At 72.8% G+C, this 21,084-nt stretch carries 16 protein-coding genes; 13 read left to right on the plus strand and 3 right to left on the minus strand.

Annotated elements, in window-relative coordinates:
- Window positions 1-174 precede the first annotated feature (174 nt).
- The 4 genes from J7E93_RS24545 to J7E93_RS24560 all read left to right on the plus strand — a co-directional run bounded on the left by J7E93_RS24545 (window position 175) and on the right by J7E93_RS24560 (window position 3,189).
- Window positions 175-1,104, plus strand: coding sequence for an NAD(P)-dependent oxidoreductase (locus J7E93_RS24545; RefSeq protein WP_215072106.1), 930 nt, complete (start codon window positions 175-177; stop codon window positions 1,102-1,104).
- A gap of 53 nt (window positions 1,105-1,157) precedes the next feature.
- On the plus strand, window positions 1,158-2,636 hold the full coding sequence (locus J7E93_RS24550; protein WP_215072107.1) for an FAD-dependent oxidoreductase: 1,479 nt from the start codon (window positions 1,158-1,160) through the stop codon (window positions 2,634-2,636).
- The gene (locus J7E93_RS24555) at window positions 2,633-2,875 is read left to right on the plus strand and encodes a hypothetical protein (protein ID WP_215072108.1); all 243 of its coding nucleotides are present in this window, start codon (window positions 2,633-2,635) and stop codon (window positions 2,873-2,875) included. Before J7E93_RS24550 ends, J7E93_RS24555 begins: the two co-directional genes overlap by 4 nt.
- A 122-nt stretch (window positions 2,876-2,997) precedes the next feature.
- On the plus strand, window positions 2,998-3,189 hold the full coding sequence (locus tag J7E93_RS24560) for a DUF6381 family protein (protein WP_215072109.1): 192 nt from the start codon (window positions 2,998-3,000) through the stop codon (window positions 3,187-3,189).
- Between the two features lie 77 nt (window positions 3,190-3,266).
- Here J7E93_RS24560 and J7E93_RS24565 read toward each other — a convergent pair whose 3' ends face one another.
- Window positions 3,267-5,621: a collagenase gene (locus tag J7E93_RS24565; protein WP_215072110.1), complete on the minus strand. Its 2,355-nt coding sequence runs from the start codon at window positions 5,619-5,621 to the stop codon at window positions 3,267-3,269.
- Window positions 5,622-5,826: 205 nt separating this feature from the next.
- Here J7E93_RS24565 and J7E93_RS24570 point away from each other — a divergent pair, with 205 nt between their 5' ends.
- The 7 genes from J7E93_RS24570 (at window position 5,827) to J7E93_RS24600 (ending at window position 13,447) form a co-directional block, all read left to right on the plus strand.
- The gene (locus J7E93_RS24570) at window positions 5,827-7,197 is read left to right on the plus strand and encodes an aminopeptidase P family protein (RefSeq protein ID WP_215072111.1); all 1,371 of its coding nucleotides are present in this window, start codon (window positions 5,827-5,829) and stop codon (window positions 7,195-7,197) included.
- Window positions 7,198-7,370: 173 nt separating this feature from the next.
- Window positions 7,371-8,546: an FAD-binding oxidoreductase gene (locus tag J7E93_RS24575; protein WP_215072112.1), complete on the plus strand. Its 1,176-nt coding sequence runs from the start codon at window positions 7,371-7,373 to the stop codon at window positions 8,544-8,546.
- A gap of 44 nt (window positions 8,547-8,590) precedes the next feature.
- Complete coding sequence (locus J7E93_RS24580; RefSeq protein WP_215072113.1) at window positions 8,591-8,944, plus strand: (2Fe-2S)-binding protein; 354 nt, start codon at window positions 8,591-8,593, stop codon at window positions 8,942-8,944.
- The gene (locus J7E93_RS24585) at window positions 8,922-10,499 is read left to right on the plus strand and encodes an NAD(P)/FAD-dependent oxidoreductase (protein ID WP_215072114.1); all 1,578 of its coding nucleotides are present in this window, start codon (window positions 8,922-8,924) and stop codon (window positions 10,497-10,499) included. Before J7E93_RS24580 ends, J7E93_RS24585 begins: the two co-directional genes overlap by 23 nt.
- 93 nt (window positions 10,500-10,592) lie before the next feature.
- Window positions 10,593-11,516: a dihydrodipicolinate synthase family protein gene (locus tag J7E93_RS24590; protein ID WP_215072115.1), complete on the plus strand. Its 924-nt coding sequence runs from the start codon at window positions 10,593-10,595 to the stop codon at window positions 11,514-11,516.
- A 14-nt stretch (window positions 11,517-11,530) separates the two neighbouring features.
- Window positions 11,531-12,532 carry a proline racemase family protein gene (locus J7E93_RS24595; RefSeq protein ID WP_215072116.1) on the plus strand — a complete coding sequence of 334 codons (1,002 nt, stop codon included), beginning with the start codon at window positions 11,531-11,533 and terminating at the stop codon, window positions 12,530-12,532.
- A gap of 147 nt (window positions 12,533-12,679) precedes the next feature.
- Window positions 12,680-13,447, plus strand: a complete 768-nt coding sequence (locus J7E93_RS24600) for a GntR family transcriptional regulator (RefSeq protein WP_215072117.1) — start codon at window positions 12,680-12,682, stop codon at window positions 13,445-13,447.
- Between the two features lie 112 nt (window positions 13,448-13,559).
- On the opposite strand, the gene J7E93_RS24605 is transcribed toward J7E93_RS24600, so the two are convergent.
- Both J7E93_RS24605 and J7E93_RS24610 read right to left on the minus strand, forming a co-directional pair.
- A complete protein-coding gene (locus tag J7E93_RS24605; RefSeq protein ID WP_215072118.1) occupies window positions 13,560-15,848 on the minus strand; it encodes a SpoIIE family protein phosphatase in 2,289 nt (762 codons plus the stop codon).
- Window positions 15,849-15,978: 130 nt separating this feature from the next.
- The gene (locus tag J7E93_RS24610) at window positions 15,979-17,118 is read right to left on the minus strand and encodes an AraC family transcriptional regulator (protein ID WP_215072119.1); all 1,140 of its coding nucleotides are present in this window, start codon (window positions 17,116-17,118) and stop codon (window positions 15,979-15,981) included.
- Between the two features lie 69 nt (window positions 17,119-17,187).
- Here J7E93_RS24610 and J7E93_RS24615 point away from each other — a divergent pair, with 69 nt between their 5' ends.
- Window positions 17,188-18,714 (plus strand): NAD(P)/FAD-dependent oxidoreductase, encoded by a 1,527-nt coding sequence (locus J7E93_RS24615; protein WP_251067028.1) that lies wholly within the window; start codon window positions 17,188-17,190, stop codon window positions 18,712-18,714.
- A 204-nt stretch (window positions 18,715-18,918) separates the two neighbouring features.
- On the plus strand, window positions 18,919-20,943 hold the full coding sequence (locus tag J7E93_RS24620) for a phosphocholine-specific phospholipase C (RefSeq protein ID WP_215072120.1): 2,025 nt from the start codon (window positions 18,919-18,921) through the stop codon (window positions 20,941-20,943).
- The last annotated feature ends 141 nt before the right edge of the window (window positions 20,944-21,084 follow it).

Genomic DNA, 21,084 nt, shown 5'->3' on the forward strand with positions numbered 1-21,084 from the left:
GCGCTGGCCCGCGCGCAGCTCGACGACGCGCTCGCCGCGCTCGCCCCGTACCGTCCGGCCGTGGTCCGCGCCCGGGTCGACCGGCGGGCGGCACTGCCGGGCTGGCGCAGCCTGACGGTCCGCGCCGGCGACGACCGGACACGGGCCGATCACCGAACACGAACGGAGAGCTGAATGAGGACGATCGCCGTGACCGGAGCCAGTGGCTTCTGCGGCTCCCATGTCGCCGCCCTCGCCGCGGCGCGCGGCGCGAAGGTCCTGTGCGTGGGGCGCCGCCCGGGGCCGGTGGGCCGGCACATTCCGTGGGACGCCGGGACCTCCGTACCGGAGCTCGCGGGCGCCGACCTCGTCGTGCACTGTGCGGCCGCCGTCGGTGACCCGGTCCCCGGCTCACCGGCCGAGGCCACGATGCGTGCCGTGAACGTCGACGGCACCGCCCGGTTGCTGGAGGCGGCCGCGGGCCGACCGGTGGTCTGGGTGAGCAGCGCGAGTGTGTACGCCCCCGGCCCTGGCCGGGCCAGGATCACCGAGGACCATCCGGTGCGCGGGCAGTTGAACGCCTACGGCCGTACGAAGGCGGCGGGCGAGGCGCTCGCGCTCGCCGCCGGGGCGGTGGTGCTGCGCCCCCGGGCGGTCTACGGGCCGGGCGATCCGCATCTGGTGCCCCGGCTCCTGGGGCGTGTCCGCGGCGGCCTGTTGCTGCTGCCGGGCCGCGACGTGCGGCTGAGCCTGACCGCCGTGGAGAACCTCGCGGACGCCTGCTTGGCCGCAGCCGACTGGCCGCCGGGTGCGTACAACATCGCCGACCCGGTTGCCTACCGCCGTGACGAGGCGGTACGGACGGTGCTGCGGGCGCACGGCGTACGGGCCCGGCTCGGCCACCTCCCTCTGCCGCTGGCGCGCTCCGCCGCCGCGACGGCGGAGGCGCTGTCCCGTCTGCGGCCCCGTGCCGAGCCACCGCTGACCCGGTACGCCGTCGACCAGCTGGCCCACACCGTCGTCCTGGACGTGTCCAAGGCCGAGGCCCAGGGCTGGACGGCCCACCGCACCCTCGCCGACTACGCGGCGGCCGGTGACGCGCTGCGGCCGCTCCGGCGCGCATAGTCCCGGGCCGCACGGGCAGGCGCGAGGCAGCGGCCCGCCGGAAGGAGCGCGCCATGCCGACGGAGGCGACCAGCGCTGCGATCAGTGGTGCGTCGTACTGGATGCAGGGCACCCCCTCCCGCGACCACGCCCCCCTCGACGGCGATCTCACGACCGACGTCATCGTCATCGGCGGCGGCATCGCGGGGCTGTGCGCCGCGCACGCACTCGTCCGGGCCGGCCGTGAGGTCGTCCTGCTCGAAGCCGACCGCATCGCCCGCGGGGTGAGCGGGCACACCACGGGGAAGCTCGCCTCGCTGCACGGCCTCCTCTACGCCGGGCTCCGCGACGCACACGGACCCGACGCGGCCGCGCGGTACGCCCGCGCCCAGCAGGAGGCGCTGGAGCAGGTGGTCGCGCTGTGCGCCGAGACCGGTGTCGACGCCGAGCTGGAGCGGGCTGCGGCCTTCACCTATGTCGTGGACGAGCGCCGGGTGGAGGAGGTGCGCGCTGAATGCGCGGCCGCGCGCGAGGCGGGACTCGACGCCGCCCTGGTGACCGGGACGGACCTGCCCTTCCCGGTGGCCGCTGCTGTACGCGTGGACGGCCAACTGCTGTTCCATCCCCGGAAGTTCCTCCTCGGTCTCGCCGATGACCTCGTCGCACGCGGGGGCACGATCCACGAACACACCCGCGTCGCCACGCTGCGCGAGCACGCGGACTGCCGGCTGACGACCGAGAGCGGCTCGACGGTGCGGGCCCGGGACGTCGTCATCGCCACGAACTTCCCGCTCACCACCCACACGTCGCTCCTCACCAGGCTGACGGTGCGCCGCGAACTGGTGGTCGCCGCCCCGGTGGACACCGCCGCGGTGCCCCGGGGCATGTACCTCACCCCGGAGGACCGCACCCGATCGGTACGGACCGCCCCCTACGACGACGGCCACCGGCTGCTGATCGTCACCGGCGAGGCCTTCGAGCCGGGAGCGGGCCACGCACGGGAACGGCTCGAACGGCTCACCGCGTGGGCCGCCAGGTGGTTCCCGGGGTTCGGCGACGCGCGGACCGTCTTCCGGTGGGCGGCGCAGGACGTGATGTCCGCCGACCGTATTCCGTACGTCGGCCATGAGCATCCGGACACCCAGCACGTCTACATCGCCACCGGGTTCGGCGGCTGGGGCATGAGCAACGGGGTGATGGCGGGCCGCCTGCTCGCCGCGCATGTGACCGGCGCGCCGCGTCCCGACTGGACCGAACTCTTCGACCCGCGCCGCCATCTGCCGCTGCGTGACATTCCCGACGTGGTGAGGTCCCAGGCGTCGGTGGCGCGCCACTATCTCGCCCGGCGTCCGCCGCGGTGCACGCACATGGGCTGCGAACTCGGCTTCAACGACGCCGAGAACACCTGGGAGTGTCCCTGTCACGGCTCGCGCTTCGCGGTCGACGGCAGGGTCCTGCAGGGACCGGCCACGCGCCCCCTGGAGGAGCCGGAGCGAGCAGGGGCCGACGGCGGACGTTCGGCCCACGACGCAGAACGGAGGCAACCCGAATGAACGATGTGCCCACGCAGCTGGCATCCGAGGGACCGGAGCCCGAGGGTCCGGGCCCCGTCCCGACGGAGCCCGATCCCGTACCCCGAGACCCGCGGCCCGCCGACACCCCCGAGCCCGCCGACACTCCCGAGCCGGGCACCGCTCCCGAGTCCGAGCCGGAGCCGAACGCCGACAGCCCGCCGGGCAGCACACCGGGCAGCCCGCCCGGGGAGGAGCCGGTGGCCGAACCACCGGACTAGGGCGGGTCGCGCCCGCCCCCACCACCCCCGGCTACACGCCGTGACGATTCGAGATGCGAAGACGTGGCCGCGCTGCTTCTCTGGAGGAGGTCTCACCCCTCCCCCAGTGACAAGGAGTGACCATGAGCATGTCCGATGAAACCCGTGGCCGGGCCCAGCAGATGCGCGACAAGGCGCAGCAGCTGCAGGAAGCGGCCGAGCGCGCGTCGGATCCGCAGGAGCGTCAGCGCCTGCAGGAGAAGGCACGCAAGCTGCGGGAGCAGAGCGAGCAGCAGAGCGGTATGGCCGGCGGAGGCATGTACCCGCCCGAGTGACGTGACGCCTCGCTCATGTACGGCCGGCCTCCCCGCTCACGGGGGAGGCCGGCGTTGCGTTGCGCGGGCCCGTCCGGTCAGCGGCGCAGCGGCCCCTCGCAGGTGAACGTGGACGTTCCGGCGCGGGCTTTGGACCACATCTGGACGGGGCCGAAGGAGCAGTTCATGTCGTTGAAGTTGTTCCCGCCGGTCAGGCTGCGGTCGAGGACGAAGTAGTCGACGGTCTCGGACATGTCCTTGAACACCCGGTCGGGGTCGGTCGAGTCGGTGAGGTTGGCGGTGATCCGGCCGGTGCAGACGAAGCGCGGCAGCAGCGGGTCGCCGTTGCCGGTGCAGGTGGGGGTGTTGCTCGTGGCGGCGGCGAAGGCGCCGCGGATCTGAGCCGGTGTGGCGTGCCGCAGGGTGGCGGTGGGCTGGTGGGTGGTGTTGGGCACGAAGAGGTCGTCCACCTGGGCGATCTGCCGGTCGAGGAAGGCGTCGTAGCCGCGCTGGGTGCCCGGGTCCTTGCCGATCAGATCGCGCCAGGTGTCGTAGCCCCGGACGTCCCCGGCCCGGAGGTAGCCGTACATGGCCCGCAGATGGGCCGGGCGCTCGGTCCACAGGTACTCGAAGAAGGTTCCCGCGTAGCTGTAGAAGCGGAAGCCGTCCCCGTCGTAGGTGGCGTGCAGGATCTGGTCGACGGTCATGCGCGGGCCGCCGGAGGCGGTGTCCCGGATGACGCTCTGCACCAGGGACTTGCGCACGGCGATCCCGTCGTCGCGGGTGGCGCCGTCGAAGAACTCCGCGGTGCCCTCGTCCATGGCGGTGGTGCGGTCGTTCTCGTACCAGGGGCCCTCGCCGAAGAAGCCGGGGACGGCGTACCGGCCGTTGAGGTAGTGGACGTACTCGTGACGGAAGAGCTCTTCGAGGGTGAGGCTGGAGTCCTGGGGGACGCGCCGCTGGTACGTGTAGAAGGTCGCGCCGCGCTCGATGTAGATTCCGCCGTTCTCGGTGCCCATGCCGGTGAGCAGGGGGTGGTACGTCTCGTAGTCCTGGCGTGAGGCGTAGAGCACGATGGTGAGGACGGTGTTGGGGTCTCCGGCGAGCGGCTGCTCGGTGCCGAGGACGCGGTGGAACTGCGCCTTGACCTGCTTGCTCGCGTAGTAGAGCTGGTCGACGGTGGCCCGGTCGAGCCCTGTGCGGACCTTGATCGCCCCGTTGTCGTAGGTGTACGTGTGGGGGAAGATCCGCGCCTCGATGTCGGCCTTGCAGACCCCGTAGGGGGCGCAGGCGTCGTAGTGGTTGAGCCAGTTGACGAGGGAGGCCCACGGGGCGCTACCGGTGCCGAAGTCGCGTTCGACCGGGCTGAGCAGGGCGCCGAGGTCGGTGACGACGGCTGGGCGCAGGCCCTCGATCTGGCCGAACCGGCCGTACTCGGAGAGGGCGTCGCGCACGGCCCAGGCGTTGGCGGTGCTCTTGAGGTGCTTGTGGCCGGAGAAGGCCTTGAAGGCGGCCCGGTAGGCGGGGTCCTGGGCGACCGCGGTGTGGAAGGCGGTGTCCTGGTTGCCGGGGTAGACGCCGAGGTAGTTCACGGAGAGGGCGGCGAGGGCGGCGCCACCCCAGCCGGGGTCGCCTGCGGTCTGCGGGTGGTCGGCGTCCATCCGGGCGAGAACCTGGGTGATCAGGCGGAGTTGGTGGTGTCGCAGGCCAGGGGCGCTGCCCGTGTAGAGGGCTTCGCGGAGGGTCTGGGCGTTCTGCGGGGTGACGTCGAAGGTGCGCGGGGCCGCGGCGTAGGCGCTGGTCGCCTTGCGTATCGCCTCGACAGTGGGGGCGTCGGTGATGTCTATCTCCGGGCGGCCGAAGTCGTGGTAGGCGACCGCGTGGAGGTAGGTGAACATCTCCAGGAGGTGGGTGGAGTTGACGCCGTCGTGGCCTGCGGCGAGCCCCGCGATCCGGGTGGCGACGGCTTGGACGTGGGCGTCCGACATCACGGGGGCGAGGCGGGCGTCCCAGGTCCAGATGAGTCCGCGCAGGCATCCGTCGGCCTGGACGGCGGGGTCGGCGAGGAAGTCGGCGAGCTGGGTGGGGGTGAGCTTGGTGATGCCGTCGAGGGTGCAGGGGACACCGGCGAGGGTGGTGGTGGCCGCCGTGGAGCGGGCTCGGTCGCCGGTGATCGGGGTGCTCTGCGGGCCGGGGACACGTCCGGCGGTGACACCGCGGGGTGCGGCGGCGGGGCCGCTCTTGGCGGCCGGGGCCTCGGCGAGGCGCTCGACCTCGTCGCGTGGGTTCGCGGCGTACGGGAGGGGAGCGGGCGCGCCGGTGCGCTGCGGAGCGAAGGTGGCCGGTACCGCGCCGGGGGCCACGGCCTGGGCGGAGGGCGCCAGGGGCGCGGCGAGGGTGGCAGCGAGCGCTGCGGCGAGAAGGGTCGTGCGCACGGCTCTGTGCTGGGACACGAAGTCTCCTGGTATGGGGGGTGGATGAGGGGCCGGGTCGTTCCGATCGACCTCGCCCCAGGGTCGAACTGCCCGTGCGAGGAGGCTTGTTGAGCCGACCCCGTCGAGGGATGCTGCGTAACATAGCAATGTGAAATTGCACTGAGAAGCCTTCTGCGCCATCGGTTTCCGCGCCTTGCCACCCCTCTCCCCCTTCGGAGTCCTCATGACCGAGGTGTTCGCACACCCGCACACCAGCAGCCACGACCTGCCCGTTTCCCCGGAGCTCGCCGCGTTCATGGCGAGTGGCTGGGCGCCCTCGCCACTGCCGGACGGCGTCCGCGTCCCCGGCTCCGGCCTCACCCCCGCACGGCGCGCCCGGCTGTCCGCCCGCTTCCCCGGGGAGCGGCTGATCGTCCCGGCCGGCGAGTTGCGCGTGCGCTCCAACGACTGCGACCACCGCTTCCGCCCGCACAGCGCGTACGCATGGCTCACCGGCCTGACCGGTGAGGACCAGGCCGGTCACGTCCTGGTCCTCGAGCCGGACGGGACGCGGGGACACGAGGCCGTGCTCTTCCTGCGACCGCGCTCGGCGCGTGACGGGGGCGAGGAGTTCTACCGCGACCGCCGCTACGGCGAGTTCTGGGTGGGGCGCCGCCCCGACCTCGCCGAGGCCGAGCGTCTGACCGGGATCCGCTGCGTCCACCTCGACGACTTCCGGCGGCTCCCGCCCGGGCGGAACGCGGCGACCGACTCCGGACTCGCCTCGGTCCTCAGTGAGTTGCGGCTGGTCAAGGACGCCTGGGAGGTCTCGCAGCTGCAGTCGGCGGTGGATCACACCGTGGCGGGTTTCGAGGACGTGGTGCGGGCGCTTCCCCGCGCGCTGGCCCACCCGCGAGGAGAGCGGTGGATCGAGGGCGTCTTCGACCTGCGGGCCCGCGCCGAGGGCAACGGGACCGGGTACGAGACGATCGCGGCGTCCGGGGCGCACGCCTGTGTCCTGCACTGGACGCGTAACGACGGCCGGCTCGACCGGGACGACCTGCTGCTCCTGGACGCCGGCGTGGAGACGGACACCCTCTACACCGCCGACATCACCCGCACCCTGCCGCTCTCCGGCCGCTTCTCCCCCGTCGGGCGCCAGGTGTACGAGCTGGTCCTGGCCGCCCAGGAAGCGGGCATCGCGGCCCTGCGGCCCGGCGCCTCCTTCCGGGACTTCCACCGGGCGTGCATGGGCGTCATCGCCGAGGGGCTCGCGGAGTGGGGCGTCCTGAAGAGCCGCCGGGGCGATCTGCACCGGCGCTACACGCTCTGCGGCAGCGGGCACATGCTCGGGCTGGACGTGCACGACTGCGCGCAGGCCAGGGCCGACACCTATGTCGACGGGGTTCTGGCGGAGGGCCACGTCCTGACGGTCGAGCCGGGGCTGTACTTCCAGCCGGACGACGAGACCCTGCCTCCCGAACTGCGCGGGATCGGGGTGCGGATCGAGGACGACTTCGTGATCACCGGGGAGGGGGCCCGGCTGATGTCCGGGGCGCTTCCGCGTACTCCGGAGGCGATCGAGTCCTGGATGGGCGCCCTGCTGGACGGGTGACCTGCGGGACGGGTGGCCTGCAGGGGTCGGTCAGGGCTCCCTGGAGTCCGCCAGGGTGTGGGACGGCATCGGCGACCGTCCGCGGCGGCACGACCCTGGGGAGGGGAAGTCGTCTTCCGACGTGGGCTGTTGGGACCCTTGGCAAGCACAGTGGCATGTGAAATATTACCGACGTGCCCACGAGACACCCCTCAGCGGCGTCCGACGTCATCGTCGTCGGCGCCGGAATGATCGGCGCGGCCTGCGCCTACTACGCCGCACGCGCGGGCCTCTCCGTCACCGTCCTCGACCGCGGTCCCGTCGCGGGCGGGACGACCGGGGCCGGCGAGGGCAACCTCCTGGTCTCCGACAAGGAGGCGGGGCCGGAACTCGACCTCGCTCTCCTGTCGAACCGCTTGTGGCTCGAACTCCCCCTGCCCCTACGGACGGAGGCCGAGTTCGAGCCCAAGGGCGGACTGGTGGTCGCCTCGGACGAGACGCGCCTCGACGCCCTGCGCCGGTTCGCGAAGGGCCAGCAGGCCTCGGGCGTCGACACCCGCGAGATCCCCGGCGACCGGCTCCACGATCTGGAGCCGCACCTCGCCGAGGGTCTCGCCGGCGCCTTCCACTACCCGCAGGACGCACAGGTGCAGCCGGCCCTCGCGGCCTCGCATCTGCTGCGCGCCTCGGGTGCCGAACTCCGCCTCGGCGAGGAGGTCACCGCGCTGCTCACCGGGGCCGACGGGGAAGTGCGCGGCGTGCGCACGGCCACCGGCCTCCGCCTGCACGCGCCCAGAGTCGTGAACGCCGCCGGAAGCTGGGGCGGCGCGCTCGCCCGGCTCGCGGGCACGGAGCTTCCGGTCCTCCCCCGCCGCGGCTTCGTCCTGGTCACCGAGCCCCTGCCCCACCTGGTACGCCACAAGGTGTACGCGGCGGACTACGTCGCCGACGTCGCCAGCGACTCGGCCGCGCTCCAGACCTCCGCCGTGGTCGAAGGCACCCCGGCGGGGCCCGTACTGATCGGTGCCAGCCGGGAGCGGGTCGGCTTCGACCGTACGCCCTCGACCGAGGCCCTGCGCCGCCTCGCGGTCGGAGCCGCGCGACTGTTCCCCGTCCTCGCCGACGTGCGGGTGATGCGGACCTACGCCGGCTTTCGCCCGTACCTGCCGGACCACCTCCCCGCGATCGGCCCCGATCCGCGCGCTCCAGGGCTCCTCCACGCCTGCGGACACGAAGGCGCCGGCATCGGGCTGGCTCCGGCCACCGGCCTGCTGATCTCCCGGTTCCTGACCGGGGCCGCGCCCGGCCTGGACACCCGGCCCTTCCGGCCGGAGCGGTTCTCACCGGAGTTCCTCGGGGAGACGGCGTGATCAGGAACGCCCCGTACACCGTTCGCCTCCGGCTGGGAGAGAGCATGCCGCACCGCTTCAGGAAGTCCACGGACCGCCGCCCGCCTCGTACACCGCGCTCGCTCGTCGACGCGCGGCCCGGCCGGGCCGTCGCGTTCACCTTCGACGGGCGGCCCCTCACCGCCCTGCCGGGGCAGTCGCTCGCCGCCGCGCTGTGGGCGGCGGGCATCACCGCCTGGCGCACCACCCGCGACGGCGGCCGGCCGCGTGGGGCGTTCTGCGGGATCGGCCAGTGCTTCGACTGCCTGATCACCGTCAACGGCCGCCCCAACAGACGCGCCTGTCTCGTCCCGGCCGCTCCCGGAGACATCGTCACCACGCAGGAGGGACACGGCCGTGCCGACCTCGACGCCCGCTAGCGGCTCCCGCGCCCCTGGCACATCGGGCTCGTACGACCTCGTGGTCGTCGGCGCCGGTCCGGCCGGGCTCGCGGGCGCGGTGGCCGCCGCCGAGCACGGTCTCTCGGTGGCACTGCTCGACGGCGATGCCCAGCTCGGCGGCCAGTTCTACCGGCATCCCGCTCCCGGCCTGGGAGCCGAACGACCCGAGGCGCTGCATCACGACTGGACGGCGTTCGACGCCCTGCGCCGTCGCTGGAAGGCATGCGGCGGCACCCATCTGCCGCGGCACCACGTGTGGACCGTGGCGAGCGAGCGGGCCGCCACGCCGGGGGCGGGCACGGACGGCGCCTCCTGGGTGGTGCACGCGGTGACCGGCTCGGACGGGGGCGGTGAGCGGCCCGTCGAGGTCCGTGGGCGGGCCGTCCTCCTGGCGACCGGCGCGGCCGAGCGCCACCTCCCCTTCCCCGGCTGGACGCTGCCCGGGGTGATCGGGGCGGGCGGCGCCCAGGCGATGCTGAAGTCGGGGCTCGTGCTGCCCGGCGGGCGGGTCGTCGTCGCGGGCAGCGGGCCCCTGCTGCTCGCCGTGGCCTCCTCACTCGTCGCGGCCGGGTCCCGGGTGCCCGCCCTGGTCGAGGCGGCGGGGTATCTCGGCTACGCGCGGCGCCCGGACGTCCTGGCCGCCGGACCGGGCAAGATGGCGGAGGCGGCCGGGCACGTGACGCGCTTGCTGCGCCACGGGACGCGGCCGTTTCCACGGCACGCGGTGGTTCGCGCCCACGGCACGGAGCGGGTGGAGGCGGTGACCGTGGCCCGCCTGGACGGCGAGTGGCGGCCGGTGCCCGGCACCGAGCGCCGGATCCCCTGCGACGCGGTGGCCGTCGGCCACGGTCTCGTGCCCCGGATCGACCTGGCCACGGCGCTCGGCTGCGCCACCCGCCGCACGGTGGACGGCGCGGTGGCCCTCGCCCTCGACGCGCGCCAGCGGACCTCCGTTCCCGGTCTGTGGTCGGCGGGCGAGACGGCCGGTGTCGGCGGCGCCCTGCTCGCCCTGACCGAGGGCGAGTTGGCGGGCACGGCGGTGGCGATGCGGCTGCGTGGCGCCTCGGTCGCGGGTCCCTCCGCCCGGATCCCGTCGCTGCTGCGCACCCGGACGCGGCTACGGGCCTTCGCCTCGTTGATGGCCACCGCGCACAGGCCGGGCGACGGCTGGCGCGCGTGGCTCGACGACGACACGGAGGTCTGCCGTTGCGAGGAGGTCACCGCCGGGCGGATCAGGGAGGCCGTGGAGAGCCTGGGGGCCGGCGACGCCCGCACCGTGAAGCTGCTGACCCGGGCGGGCATGGGCTGGTGCCAGGGTCGGGTCTGCGGGCCGGCGGTCGCCTGTCTGGCCGGTGGCGCGTCCGGCGCGCGGCGGCAGGCACCGCTGCCCTCCTCGCCCGAACGCCGCCCGCTGGCCGTTCCCGTGCCCCTGAGCGCCCTGGCCGCCCTCGCACCGCCCGGCGAACAGACCGTCGCGCCGCCGGGCGAACAGACCGTCGCCCCGGTCGCCGAGCCGGGCGGGGGCGGGGACTGACCGCGTACCGCTGCCCCGCAGAGGAACACCCGGCGCACCCGTTTCTGACACTTCCTCAGTAACATGTCACACCTCACTCATGAAGGGCCTCACATGACCGCCACCGCTCCCCCCTCCCACCGGACCGCCGGCCGTCCCTGGCGCGGCATCATGGTCGCCACCGCACTCCCCTTCCGGGACCACGACCTCTCCGTCGACTACGACGCCTATGCCGAGCACGTCCGATGGCTGCTCGACAACGGCTGCGACGGTGTGGTTCCCAACGGCTCGCTCGGCGAGTACCAGACGCTGACCGCCGAGGAACGCGCGCGCGTCGTCCTTACGGCGGTCGAGGCGGCGGGCGACGGAGCGCGGGTGATGCCCGGGGTCGCTGCCTACGGAAGCGCCGAGTCGCGCCGCTGGGCCGAGCAGGCCGCCGAGGCGGGCTGCGGTTCGGTCCTCCTGCTACCGCCGAACGCCTACCGCGCCGACGCGTCCGCCGTCCGCGCCCACTACGCCGAGGTCGCCGCCGCCGGCGTACCGGTCGTCGCGTACAACAATCCGTACGACACCAAGGTGGATCTCACCCCCGCGCTCCTCGCCGAGCTGCACGGCGACGGCCACATCGTGGCGGTGAAGGAGTTCAGCGGGGACGTGCGCAGGGCGTACGAGATCGCCGAACTCGCCCCGGAACTGGACCTGCTGATCGGCGCGGACGACGTCCTGCTCGAACTGGCCGTGGCGGGCGCGGTGGGCTGGGTCGCCGGCTATCCGAACGCCTTCCCCGCCTCCTGCGCGGACCTGTACCGGGCCGCGGTCTCCGGCGATCTCGACCGGGCCCTGCCCCTCTACCGCGGGCTGCACCCCCTCCTGCGCTGGGACTCCAAGACGGAGTTCGTCCAGTCCATCAAGCTGTCCATGGACATCGCCGGCCGCCGCGGCGGCCCCTGCCGCCCGCCGCGTTCGCCGCTCGGCGGGGCCGTCGAGGCCGAGGTCCGGGCCGCCACCGAGAAGGCCGTCGCCGACGGCCGGCACTGAGAGGAGCCCCCGCCGTGCGCACCCGTCATGTGTTCCACGCCGTCGATTCGCACACCGAGGGCATGCCCACCCGCGTCGTCACCGGCGGTGTGGGGGTGATCCCCGGGGCCACCATGGCCGAACGCCGTCTGCACGTCATCGAGCACATGGACCACGTCCGCACCCTGCTGATGTACGAGCCCCGCGGCCACGCCTCCATGAGCGGGGCGATCCTCCAGCCGCCGACCCGGCCGGACGCGGACTTCGGCGTCCTGTTCATCGAGGTGTCCGGTCTGCTGCCGATGTGCGGGCACGGCACGATCGGAGTGGCGACCGTCCTGGTGGAGACCGGGATGGTCCCGGTGACCGAACCGGTCACCACGGTCCGGCTCGACACCCCCGCCGGGCTCGTACGGGTCGAGGTGCGGGTCGAGGACGGTGCCGCCAAGGCGGTGACCCTCACCAACGTCCCCTCGTTCTGCGCCGCCCTCGACCGGGAGGTGAAGGTACCGGGGTACGGCACGGTCCCCTACGACCTCGCCTTCGGCGGCAACTTCTACGCCTTCGTCGAACTGGACGCCCTCGGGCTGCCGTTCGACCGGGACCGCAAGGACGACCTGCTCAAGGCCGGCCTCGCGATCATGGAGGCGATCAACGCCGACGACCGTCCGGCCCACCCGGTCCGGCCGGAGATCGGCGGCGTCAAGCACGTCCATCTCACCGCGCCCGGCTCGGACGCGCGCCACTCACGGCACGCCATGGCCATCCACCCCGGCTGGTTCGACCGGTCCCCGTGCGGCACCGGAACATCGGCGCGGATGGCTCAACTCCACGCGCGGGGACGGCTTCCACTGCACCAGGACTTCGTCAACGAGTCCTTCATCGGCACCCGCTTCACCGGCCGGCTGGTCGGCGAGACCGAGGTGGGCGGAGTCCCGGCCGTGGTGCCGACCATCACCGGGCGGGCATGGATCACCGGTACGGCGCAGTACTTCCTCGACCCGGACGACCCGTTCCCCGGCGGCTTCCTGCTGTGACGGCGTCCCTTGTCCGTCACCTGTCCCCGTCCCCTGTCCGTCCCCGGCCCTGTCTCCCGTCGTGAAAACGTGAAATTGTACGCTGGTGCGGCCGCGCCTTCCCGCGACAGCCGGGCGGCGTGACGAGCGGAAGTCGGAGAACGGCACATGGGCCACCTGAAGCAGAGTCATCTCATCACCACCCGCGAGCGGCTGCGCGACCAGGTGGCCCACGCCCTGCGGGCCGCTCTGATCTCCGGCGAGCTGAAGCCCGGCGAGGTGTACTCTGCGCCGGGCCTCGCCGAGGACTTCGGGATCTCCGCGACCCCGGTACGGGAGGCCATGCTCGACCTCGCCCGCGAGGGCCTGGTCGAGCCGGTGCGCAACAAGGGCTTCCGGGTCACCGAGGTCGACGAGCGCGATCTGGACCAGTACACGGACATCCGTCTGCTCATCGAGGTGCCGACGGTGGGCCGGGTCACGCTCACGGCGGACCGCGAGGACCTGCGGGCGCTGCGCCCGATCGCCGAGGAGATCGTGGAGGCGGCCCGCGCCCACGACCTCATCGGCTATCTGGAGTCCGACCGGCGCTTCCACCTCACCCTGCTCGGCCTCTCCGGCAACCAGCGCCTGGTCGAGACCGTCGGCGATCTCCGTAAGCGCTCCCGGCTCTACGGCCTGACCGCGCTGGACGAGCGGGGAGAGCTGCTGCCGTCCGCCGAGGAGCACCTGGAACTCCTCGACTTCATGCTGGCCGGCGACGCGATGGGCGCCGAGGCCTGCATGGTCCGCCATCTGAGCCATGTCCGTTCCCTGTGGGCTCGGGACGACTCCGGAACGGGACCTGACGGCGCGGGTGCCAGGACCGGAATGGGTTCCAGGAGCGGCATGGGCGCGAGGAGCGGCGCGGTGGGCAGGCCGCGTAGCGCGAGCTGATCGGCGGGCGCAGCGACTCCGGATCGCGGGGGCGACGACCGTCGTACGACATCGGACCACGGGGGCGACGACGGTCGTACGACATCGGACCGCGGGGGCGTCTTCGGGCGGGTCAGTCGTCGAGCGAGGTCTCGGCCCACACCGTCTTGCCCTGGTCGGCCCAGCGCACGCCCCATCGTTCGGACAGCTCCCCCGAGAGGAAGAGACCGCGGCCGCCCTCGTCTCCGGCGCGGGCGTGGCGCAGGTGCGGGGCTGTGGAGCCGGCGTCGAAGATCTCGCAGGTCAGGGTCTGATCGGACCGGTTGCGGATCAGTCGGAGGCGGATCGGTGGTGTGCCGTACCGGATCGCGTTCGTCACCAGCTCACTGACGATGAGCTCGGCGGTGAAGGCCGACTCCCCCATGCCCCACTGCGCGAGGCGGTGGGTGGTGTGGCGGCGCGCCCTCGAGACGGAGCTCAGTTCGGGCGTGATGTCCCACGACGCCACATCGCTCGGATCGAGCGCCCGGGTGCGGGCGACGAGCACGGCGGCCTGGTCCAGGGGCAGTTCGTCGAGCCGTACTTCGTTCAGTCGCACTTCCCGGAGCCTGGGTTGCTCGTCGCCGGGGAGGCCCGCGGCGGAAGGGCCGGGGGCACGGCTCAGCTGGTCGCGCAGCCGCACCCACGCCGTGGCGTCCTCGGCCAGGTGGCCCGACAGCAGGACCACCGTGCTGTCGGGCGGCAGCGGGAACTCGTCCGCCGTGAACGGCGGTCCCTCCTCGCCCAGCGCGGTGGACTCCTCCAGGGGGGATGTCCGCCAGGACCCGTCGGGGAGACCGACGAGGAGGCTCTGGTGGCCGGCGCGGGCCATCGCGCAGGTCTCCGTGACCGGGTCGTGGACGGCGTACACGCACTGGGCCGTCAGGCGCCCCTCCTCACCGAAGGTGGTGCGTTCCTCGTTGAGGCGGTGGGTCGTGTCGTCCAGTCGGGCGAGGAGTTCGTGCGGGTCGAGGTCGAGCGCCGACAAGGCGTGGACGGCCGCCCGGAGTTGCACCATGGCCGCGGTCGTGTCCGGGCCCCGGCCGTCCACCTGGCCGACGGTGAGGGCGACCCGGGCGCCCGCCAACGGGATGACGTCGAACCAGGCGCCCCTGCCGCGGCCGGTGGGCAGGTATCGATGCGTAGTGTCCAGGGCGGCGGGCCGTCCGTCGCTCCGGTCGCCGCGTGCGCGCCGGAGCAGGTTGCCCTGCAGGGCGAGCGCCACCGCGTGCGCGTGTTCGTAGCGTCGGGCGTTGTCGACGCACACGGCGGTGTGGGCGGCGAGGCCCTTCGCCAGCTGCATGTCGTCGTCCTCGAAGGGGTCCGTCCGACGGGGCCGGGCGAAGCAGGCGACGCCCAGGAGGACTCCCCGGACGGCGAGGGGCACGACGAGGGCGGGGCCCGTCGTGCCGGAGGGTACGACCTGAGGGGCGAGCCGGCCCGCCGGGCCGCCGAACGCGTCCGGGTCGAGAACGGCGCCCACCGCCGGGACGTCCCTTGAGTTCTCCGGCCACACGGCGGCGCACCGCACCTTCGGGTCGCGCTCGGGGTGCACCTCCGAGTCCGGCCCGCGGAGCACCGCGTCGGTGAGGGCGACCGCCGTGACGTCGGCGAGCGTGGGCACGGCGGCCCGGGCGAGTTCCTGGGCGCATGTCAGGGGGTCGAGGCTGCGTCCGACGCGCTCGTGGGCGCGGTGCAGCACGGCGAGGCGCTGGTGGGCGCGCTCGCGGGCGGTGACGTCGACGGTGGCGGCGACCAGGCCGAGCGGGCGGCCGGTTTCGTCCTCCAGCCGGAACATGGAGGCGGAGAAGACGTGCTCGCGTCGCGGATCGGCGAGCGGGTAGCCCTGGAGCTGCTTGTTGAGGACGGGAACGCCCGTCGTCAGAACGCCCTGGGCCATGCGCTCGATCGTCGCGGGGCCGTAGCGGGCGTAGACCTCGGTGAGCGGGCGGCCGACGATCCGCTCCTCCGGGATGCCCCGCATGCCGACGGCGACCGAGTTGACGCGCAGGACGCGCAGCTCCGGGTCGAGCACGTGCAGTCCCACCGGGGACTGGGTGAACACGGCCTCCAGGACGCCGGAGCGCATTCCTCCGGGCAACGGTCCCGCCGCCCACAGGCCCCAGCGGCCGGGGCCGTCCTCGTCCCGTACCGGTCCGACGGTCACTCCCTCCCTCAACCCCTGGGCGTCGACCCAGGCGAGGAGGTCCGTCACCGGGCGGCCGATGATGCGGGCGCGTTCCACGCCCAGCAGCCGCTCGGCCGTGCGGCTCCAGCGCAGGACCGTGCCCCGCTCGTCGAGGACGGCGAGGGGTCCGCGGCCGCCTGACGCTGCGCGCGCGGCGGGTCCGCCGGGTCCCGCGTGCTCTCCACGCTGTGTCATCGGGCCTCGCAGTCGGCGTCGGCGGACACCTGCTTCGACGCAGCCTAGCCTCGCCCCTGCGCCCGGGCATCCCGGCCGGCCGAGGACCGGCCGTACGGCGGACGGCCTGCGGCAGCGCGGCCGTCCGGGCTCAATGGGGCCCGGCGCCGGTGCCGATGCCGATGCCGATGCCGGTGCCGTTTGCCTGCACGGGTGCCGGCACCGGTTCGATGAGGGGCGCCCGTTCGATGACCGGCGCCGGTACGGGCGCGGTCGAGGGCGTGTCGGCCGGGAGGCCGTGGTGGCGGGCGGCCTTGGGAGTGGTGGACCACCATCTGCGGCAGCAGCGGTTGAGGGCCGACTGTTCGGAGAGGGCGAGGAGCGCCGCGATCTGACCGAAGGGGAGATCGGTGGCGGTGAGGTAGCGACGGGCGGCGCGGCGGCGCTCCTCGTCGAGGAGGGTGGCGAAGTTCGTGCCTTCTTCCCTGAGCCTGCGCTGGACCGTGCGGGGGTGGAGGTTCAGCAGGTCGGCGATGTTCGTGAGCTCCGGTGTCGAGGTGCCCAGTGACTGGCGCACGGCCGCGCGGACCCGGGTCGTGAGGTCGGGGCGGCCGCTCGGGGTGTGCTCGGCGAGATAGGCGAGGGCCAGGTCGCGCAGATGGGTGTCGCTGCCGGAGAGTGAGCGGTCGGCGAAGGTGTGCGGCACGCGGAGCAGGGCCGCCGGCCGGCCGGTCCGTACGGAAACGCCGTAGAAACGCTCGTACGTGGCCAGGGGCGCCACCGGGACGTGCGGCAGCTCCACGGTCCGCAGCCCGTAGGGGCCCGCAAGAAACGTGACCGAGCGGTGGATGAAACCGAGGCTCAGGTCCATCGCCTGCGGCGGGAACTCCCGCCCGGGCGCGGCGCCGAGGCCGAGGGCGACGATCCCCGGTGTTCGGTACGGATCGGGTTCCAGGCCGAGCCGCATCGATTCGGTGTGCACGAAGAGGTAGCGGACGGTGCAGTCGAGCGCGTCACCGAGGGTGGCCGAGTTCTGGATGGCGAGCGCCAGGGCGCCGAGCATGCCGAGGTCCTGACGGGCGGCCATGCGCAGCCCGAGGTCGGGGCAGTCGAGTTCCGCGGCGGCGAGTTCCAGCACCGTGGCCATGGCCTCGTCGTCGACCAGCAGGTCGTCGGCGTCGAGGGCATCGACGGGCAGATCCACCCGTCGTACGAACGCCTCGGCGTCGCCGCCGAGCTCCGCGACGGTGGCGCGGAAGCCCCGCAGCCCGGCCGATCTGATCACTGCCATGTCGCCCAGGGTCAAGAATCTGTCGTGCCGAGTCAATTCTTGTCCCGTGTTGCTTCCGACACTGGAACCATGACGACGAGCACCAGTACGCCGCCTCTGCCCGAGCACATCGACGTCGTGGTCGTCGGCGCCGGCCTGTCCGGAGTGGGCGCGGGCCACCGACTTCGCACCGAGCGTCCCGACCGCGACTTCGTGATTCTGGAGGCGCGGCAGAGCATGGGTGGGACATGGGATCTGTTCCGCTACCCGGGCGTGCGGTCCGACTCGGACATGTTCACCCTGGGCTACCCCTTCAAACCGTGGCGGGACTCGAAGGTGCTCGCCGACGGGGCGTCCATCCTCGGCTACATCAAGGAGACCGCCGCCGAGTTCGGCATCGACCGGCACATCCACTACGGCACTCGGGTGGTGGCTGCCGACTGGTCCTCCGCGACCGCCCGGTGGACGCTCACCCTGGACCGCACCGACGGGGGCGGCGCCGTCACGCGTCAGACCCTGACCTGCGACTTCCTGTACGCGTGCGCCGGTTACTACGACTACGAGCGCGGCCACGCCCCCGACTTCCCGGGGCTCGACTCGTTCGCGGGGAGGGTGGTCCACCCCCAGTTCTGGCCGGCCGACCTCGACCACACGGGCCGTCGTGTCGTCGTCATCGGCAGCGGCGCGACAGCGGTCACGCTCGTCCCGGCGATGGCCGGCCGGGCGGCGCACGTCACGATGGTGCAGCGCACGCCCACCTGGATCAGCTCGCTGCCCTCACGTGACGTGGTGGCCGACGCGGTGCGCGCGCTGCTGCCCGCGAAGGCGGCCCACCGGGCGGTGCGTACGAAGAACATTCTCTTCGCCATCGGCGTGTACCAGTTCTGCCGCCGCGCCCCGAAGCTCGCCCGGCGTCTGCTCAGCGGGCGCAATCAGCGCGTCCTGCGGGACAAGGAGCTGATCCGCGAGCATCTGACGCCGTCGTACGACCCCTGGGACCAGCGGCTGTGCGCCGTGCCTGACGCCGACCTCTTCCGCTCCCTGAAGAAGGGCGAGGCGGAGATCGTCACCGATCACATCGACCGCTTCGTTCCGGAGGGCATCCGGCTGGCGTCGGGCCGCGTCCTGGAGGCCGATGTCGTGGTCACGGCCACCGGTCTGCGGCTCCTCGCGTTCGGCGGCATCGAGCCGAGGGTCGACGGCAGGCCGGTGGAGCTGTCGGACCAGTTCGTCTGGCAGGGCACGATGCTCACCGAAGTCCCCAACTTCGCCTTCTGTATCGGCTACACCAATGCATCCTGGACCCTGCGCGCCGACCTGACGTCACGGCTCGTCTGCAAGGTGCTCAACCACATGGCGGTCAAGGGCTATGCGGCCGTCGTCCCGAAGCCGAACGGCCCGCTGCGCGAGCGTCCGCTGCTCGACCTGGCCTCGGGGTACGTCCGCCGCTCCATCGACGCCTTTCCGCGCCAGGGCGACCGGAGGCCCTGGAAGGTCCGCCAGAACTACGTCCTGGACGCCGCGACGACGATGCGGACGAACCTGGACCGCACTCTGGCGCCGACCCCGCTGACGGCGGTGGTCGGCGCACGCGAGGCGCGCTCACTCGCCCGGTGAGGGACGCAACCGTCCGACGGGGGCCGGAACGGATACACGCATTGGTTCGGTGTCACACCAATCGTGAACCCCGCATCGCTGGCAATCCGTTGTTCTTCGTCTGTTGACCCAAGAATTACTGCACGCATGTATACCTTTGGGCTCGCCTCCCCCATCCTGTCCTCGGTGTGCCGCTGGGGCACGCAGTGACGCGAGAGGCGGGGCATGACTCCCATCAGCCGCAGGGGATTCGTAGGAATCGGAGCAGGACTCGTGGCCGGGGCCGCCCTGCCGGCCGGCACGGCGTCGGCCGCCGCCGCGGCGGCCACGGGCACCATCACCGACGTCGAGCACGTCGTGATCCTCATGCAGGAGAACCGCAGCTTCGACCACTACTTCGGCAGGCTGCGCGGCGTCCGCGGCTTCGGCGACCGGGCGGCGGGCAACATCCCGGGCGGCTGGGGGACGTTCAACCAGCCCAACTGGGGCGGCCGTCAGTACCCGTGGAAGCTGAGCGCCACGCCACCCGCCGGCGGGGTCGACGGCGAGACGCTCGCCCAGTGCAATGGCGACCTTCCGCACAGCTGGACCTCGCAGCACGCGGCCTGGAACAAGGGCCGCATGGACAACTGGGTCACGGGCGTCGGCAACACCCGTACCCTCGGCTATCTCGACCGGAGCGACATCCCCTTCCACTACGCGCTCGCCGACCACTACACCGTCTGCGACGCCTACTTCTGCTCGACGCTGAGCGCGACAGGACCCAACCGCACCTTTCTGTGGAGCGGGCGGATCGACGCCTCCAGCAAGGACGGCGGCGACGAGTCCGGGCTCACCTGGGAGACGTACGCGGAGGCGCTCCAGCGCGCCGGCGTGAGCTGGAAGGTCTACCAGAACGCCCAGGACAACTACGGCGACAACGGCCTCGCGTACTTCAAGCGGTTCACCGACGCGCGCCCCGGAGACCCGTTGTACGACCGCGGGATGAGCTCGGTCCCCAAGGTCACCGGCTCGACCCCCGACGACATCGCCGCCGCGATCCGTGCCGACGTCGTCGCCGGGACGCTGCCGCAGGTCTCCTGGGTCGTGGCCAGCGAGGCCTTCTCCGAGCACCCGTACGCCCCGCCCGGCGACGGCGCGCACTTCGTGGACCTCGTCTACCGCGCCCTGGCCGCGAATCCGGAGGTCTTCGACACGACGGTCCTGTTCCTCAACTACGACGAGAACGACGGGTTCTTCGACCACGTCCCGCCCCCCGTCGCGCCGCCGGGGACCCCGGGCGAATACATCGACGGAGTGCCGATCGGCCTCGGCTTCCGCGTTCCGATGATTGTCATGTCCCCGTGGACCCGGGGTGGCTGGGTGAGTTCGGAGGTCTTCGACCACACCTCCGTACTGCGCTTCATGGAGACCTGGACGGCGGCCCTCGGCACCCCCGCCACCTGCCCGAACATCAGCGCCTGGCGGCGCAGGGTGACCGGCGACCTGACCGGCGTCTTCGATTTCGCGCGCCCCGTCCACGGCGTCCCCTCGGGGCTGCCGTCCACGGCCAAGGTCATCGGCCAGTCCACCTGCGGCCCGCTGCCCAACCCCGTCCCGCAGGACAATGCACTGCCCGCACAGGAGTCCGGAACCCGACCGGCTCGCGCCGTGCCGTACCAGGTCAACGGCAACCTCGACCGGTTCGAGTTCGGCGCGAGCGGCAAGATCCTCGCCTGGTTCTCGATGACGAACCAGGGCGCCCAGGCCAAGCGCGCGGCGCATTTCACGATCCACCCGCACCAGTACCGCGACACGGCGGCCTGGCAGTACACCGTCGACCCGGGCAGCACGTCCACGGACTACTTCAACATCGGCACGGGCTCGGGTTCCGGCAAGTACGACATCTCGATGATGGGCCCCAACCGCTTCCTGCGCCGCTTCATCGGCGACGCGTCCAAGGCGGGGAAGGCCGTGGAGGTCGCGGCCCGCTACGCCACCGAGCCGGGTACAGGAAAGACCGCGGTCTACTTCCGGATGACCAACTCCTCCGCCTCTCCGGTGACCTTCACCATCCGTTCGAACGCCTACCGCACCGACGGGCCGTGGACGTACACGGTCGCCGGGAACTCCTCCCGCGAGGACTTCTTCAACGCGGTGGCCTACCAGGACGGCTGGTACGACTTCACGATCCTCGCCGACATCGACGGCAGCTGGTCACGCCGCTACACCGGCCACATCGAGACGGGCGCCCCGAGCGTCACCGGCTGACCACGGCACGCGGCGCGGACAGAACCGCTGTCACGCTGCCGAGCGGTGCGGGGTGCCATGGCCGGGTCCGGCGACAGGCACCCCGCACCCCTCGCCCCGCGCCCGTGCCCCCACAACAAATCGGACCATCACTGAGCGAAT

Source organism: Streptomyces sp. ISL-36 (assembly GCF_018614205.1).
Classification (GTDB): domain Bacteria; phylum Actinomycetota; class Actinomycetes; order Streptomycetales; family Streptomycetaceae; genus Streptomyces.

What these genes read in the sequence shown, in the direction of transcription:
- J7E93_RS24545 (WP_215072106.1), top strand. Translation starts at nt 175, where the DNA reads ATGAGGACGATCGCCGTGACCGGAGCCAGTGGCTTCTGCGGCTCCCAT.
- J7E93_RS24550 (WP_215072107.1), top strand. Translation starts at nt 1,158, where the DNA reads ATGCCGACGGAGGCGACCAGCGCTGCGATCAGTGGTGCGTCGTACTGG.
- J7E93_RS24555 (WP_215072108.1), top strand. Translation starts at nt 2,633, where the DNA reads ATGAACGATGTGCCCACGCAGCTGGCATCCGAGGGACCGGAGCCCGAG.
- J7E93_RS24560 (WP_215072109.1), top strand. Translation starts at nt 2,998, where the DNA reads ATGAGCATGTCCGATGAAACCCGTGGCCGGGCCCAGCAGATGCGCGAC.
- J7E93_RS24570 (WP_215072111.1), top strand. Translation starts at nt 5,827, where the DNA reads ATGACCGAGGTGTTCGCACACCCGCACACCAGCAGCCACGACCTGCCC.
- J7E93_RS24580 (WP_215072113.1), top strand. Translation starts at nt 8,591, where the DNA reads ATGCCGCACCGCTTCAGGAAGTCCACGGACCGCCGCCCGCCTCGTACA.
- J7E93_RS24590 (WP_215072115.1), top strand. Translation starts at nt 10,593, where the DNA reads ATGACCGCCACCGCTCCCCCCTCCCACCGGACCGCCGGCCGTCCCTGG.
- J7E93_RS24600 (WP_215072117.1), top strand. Translation starts at nt 12,680, where the DNA reads ATGGGCCACCTGAAGCAGAGTCATCTCATCACCACCCGCGAGCGGCTG.
- J7E93_RS24605 (WP_215072118.1), bottom strand. Translation starts at nt 15,848, where the DNA reads ATGACACAGCGTGGAGAGCACGCGGGACCCGGCGGACCCGCCGCGCGC.
- J7E93_RS24610 (WP_215072119.1), bottom strand. Translation starts at nt 17,118, where the DNA reads ATGGCAGTGATCAGATCGGCCGGGCTGCGGGGCTTCCGCGCCACCGTC.
- J7E93_RS24615 (WP_251067028.1), top strand. Translation starts at nt 17,188, where the DNA reads ATGACGACGAGCACCAGTACGCCGCCTCTGCCCGAGCACATCGACGTC.
- J7E93_RS24620 (WP_215072120.1), top strand. Translation starts at nt 18,919, where the DNA reads ATGACTCCCATCAGCCGCAGGGGATTCGTAGGAATCGGAGCAGGACTC.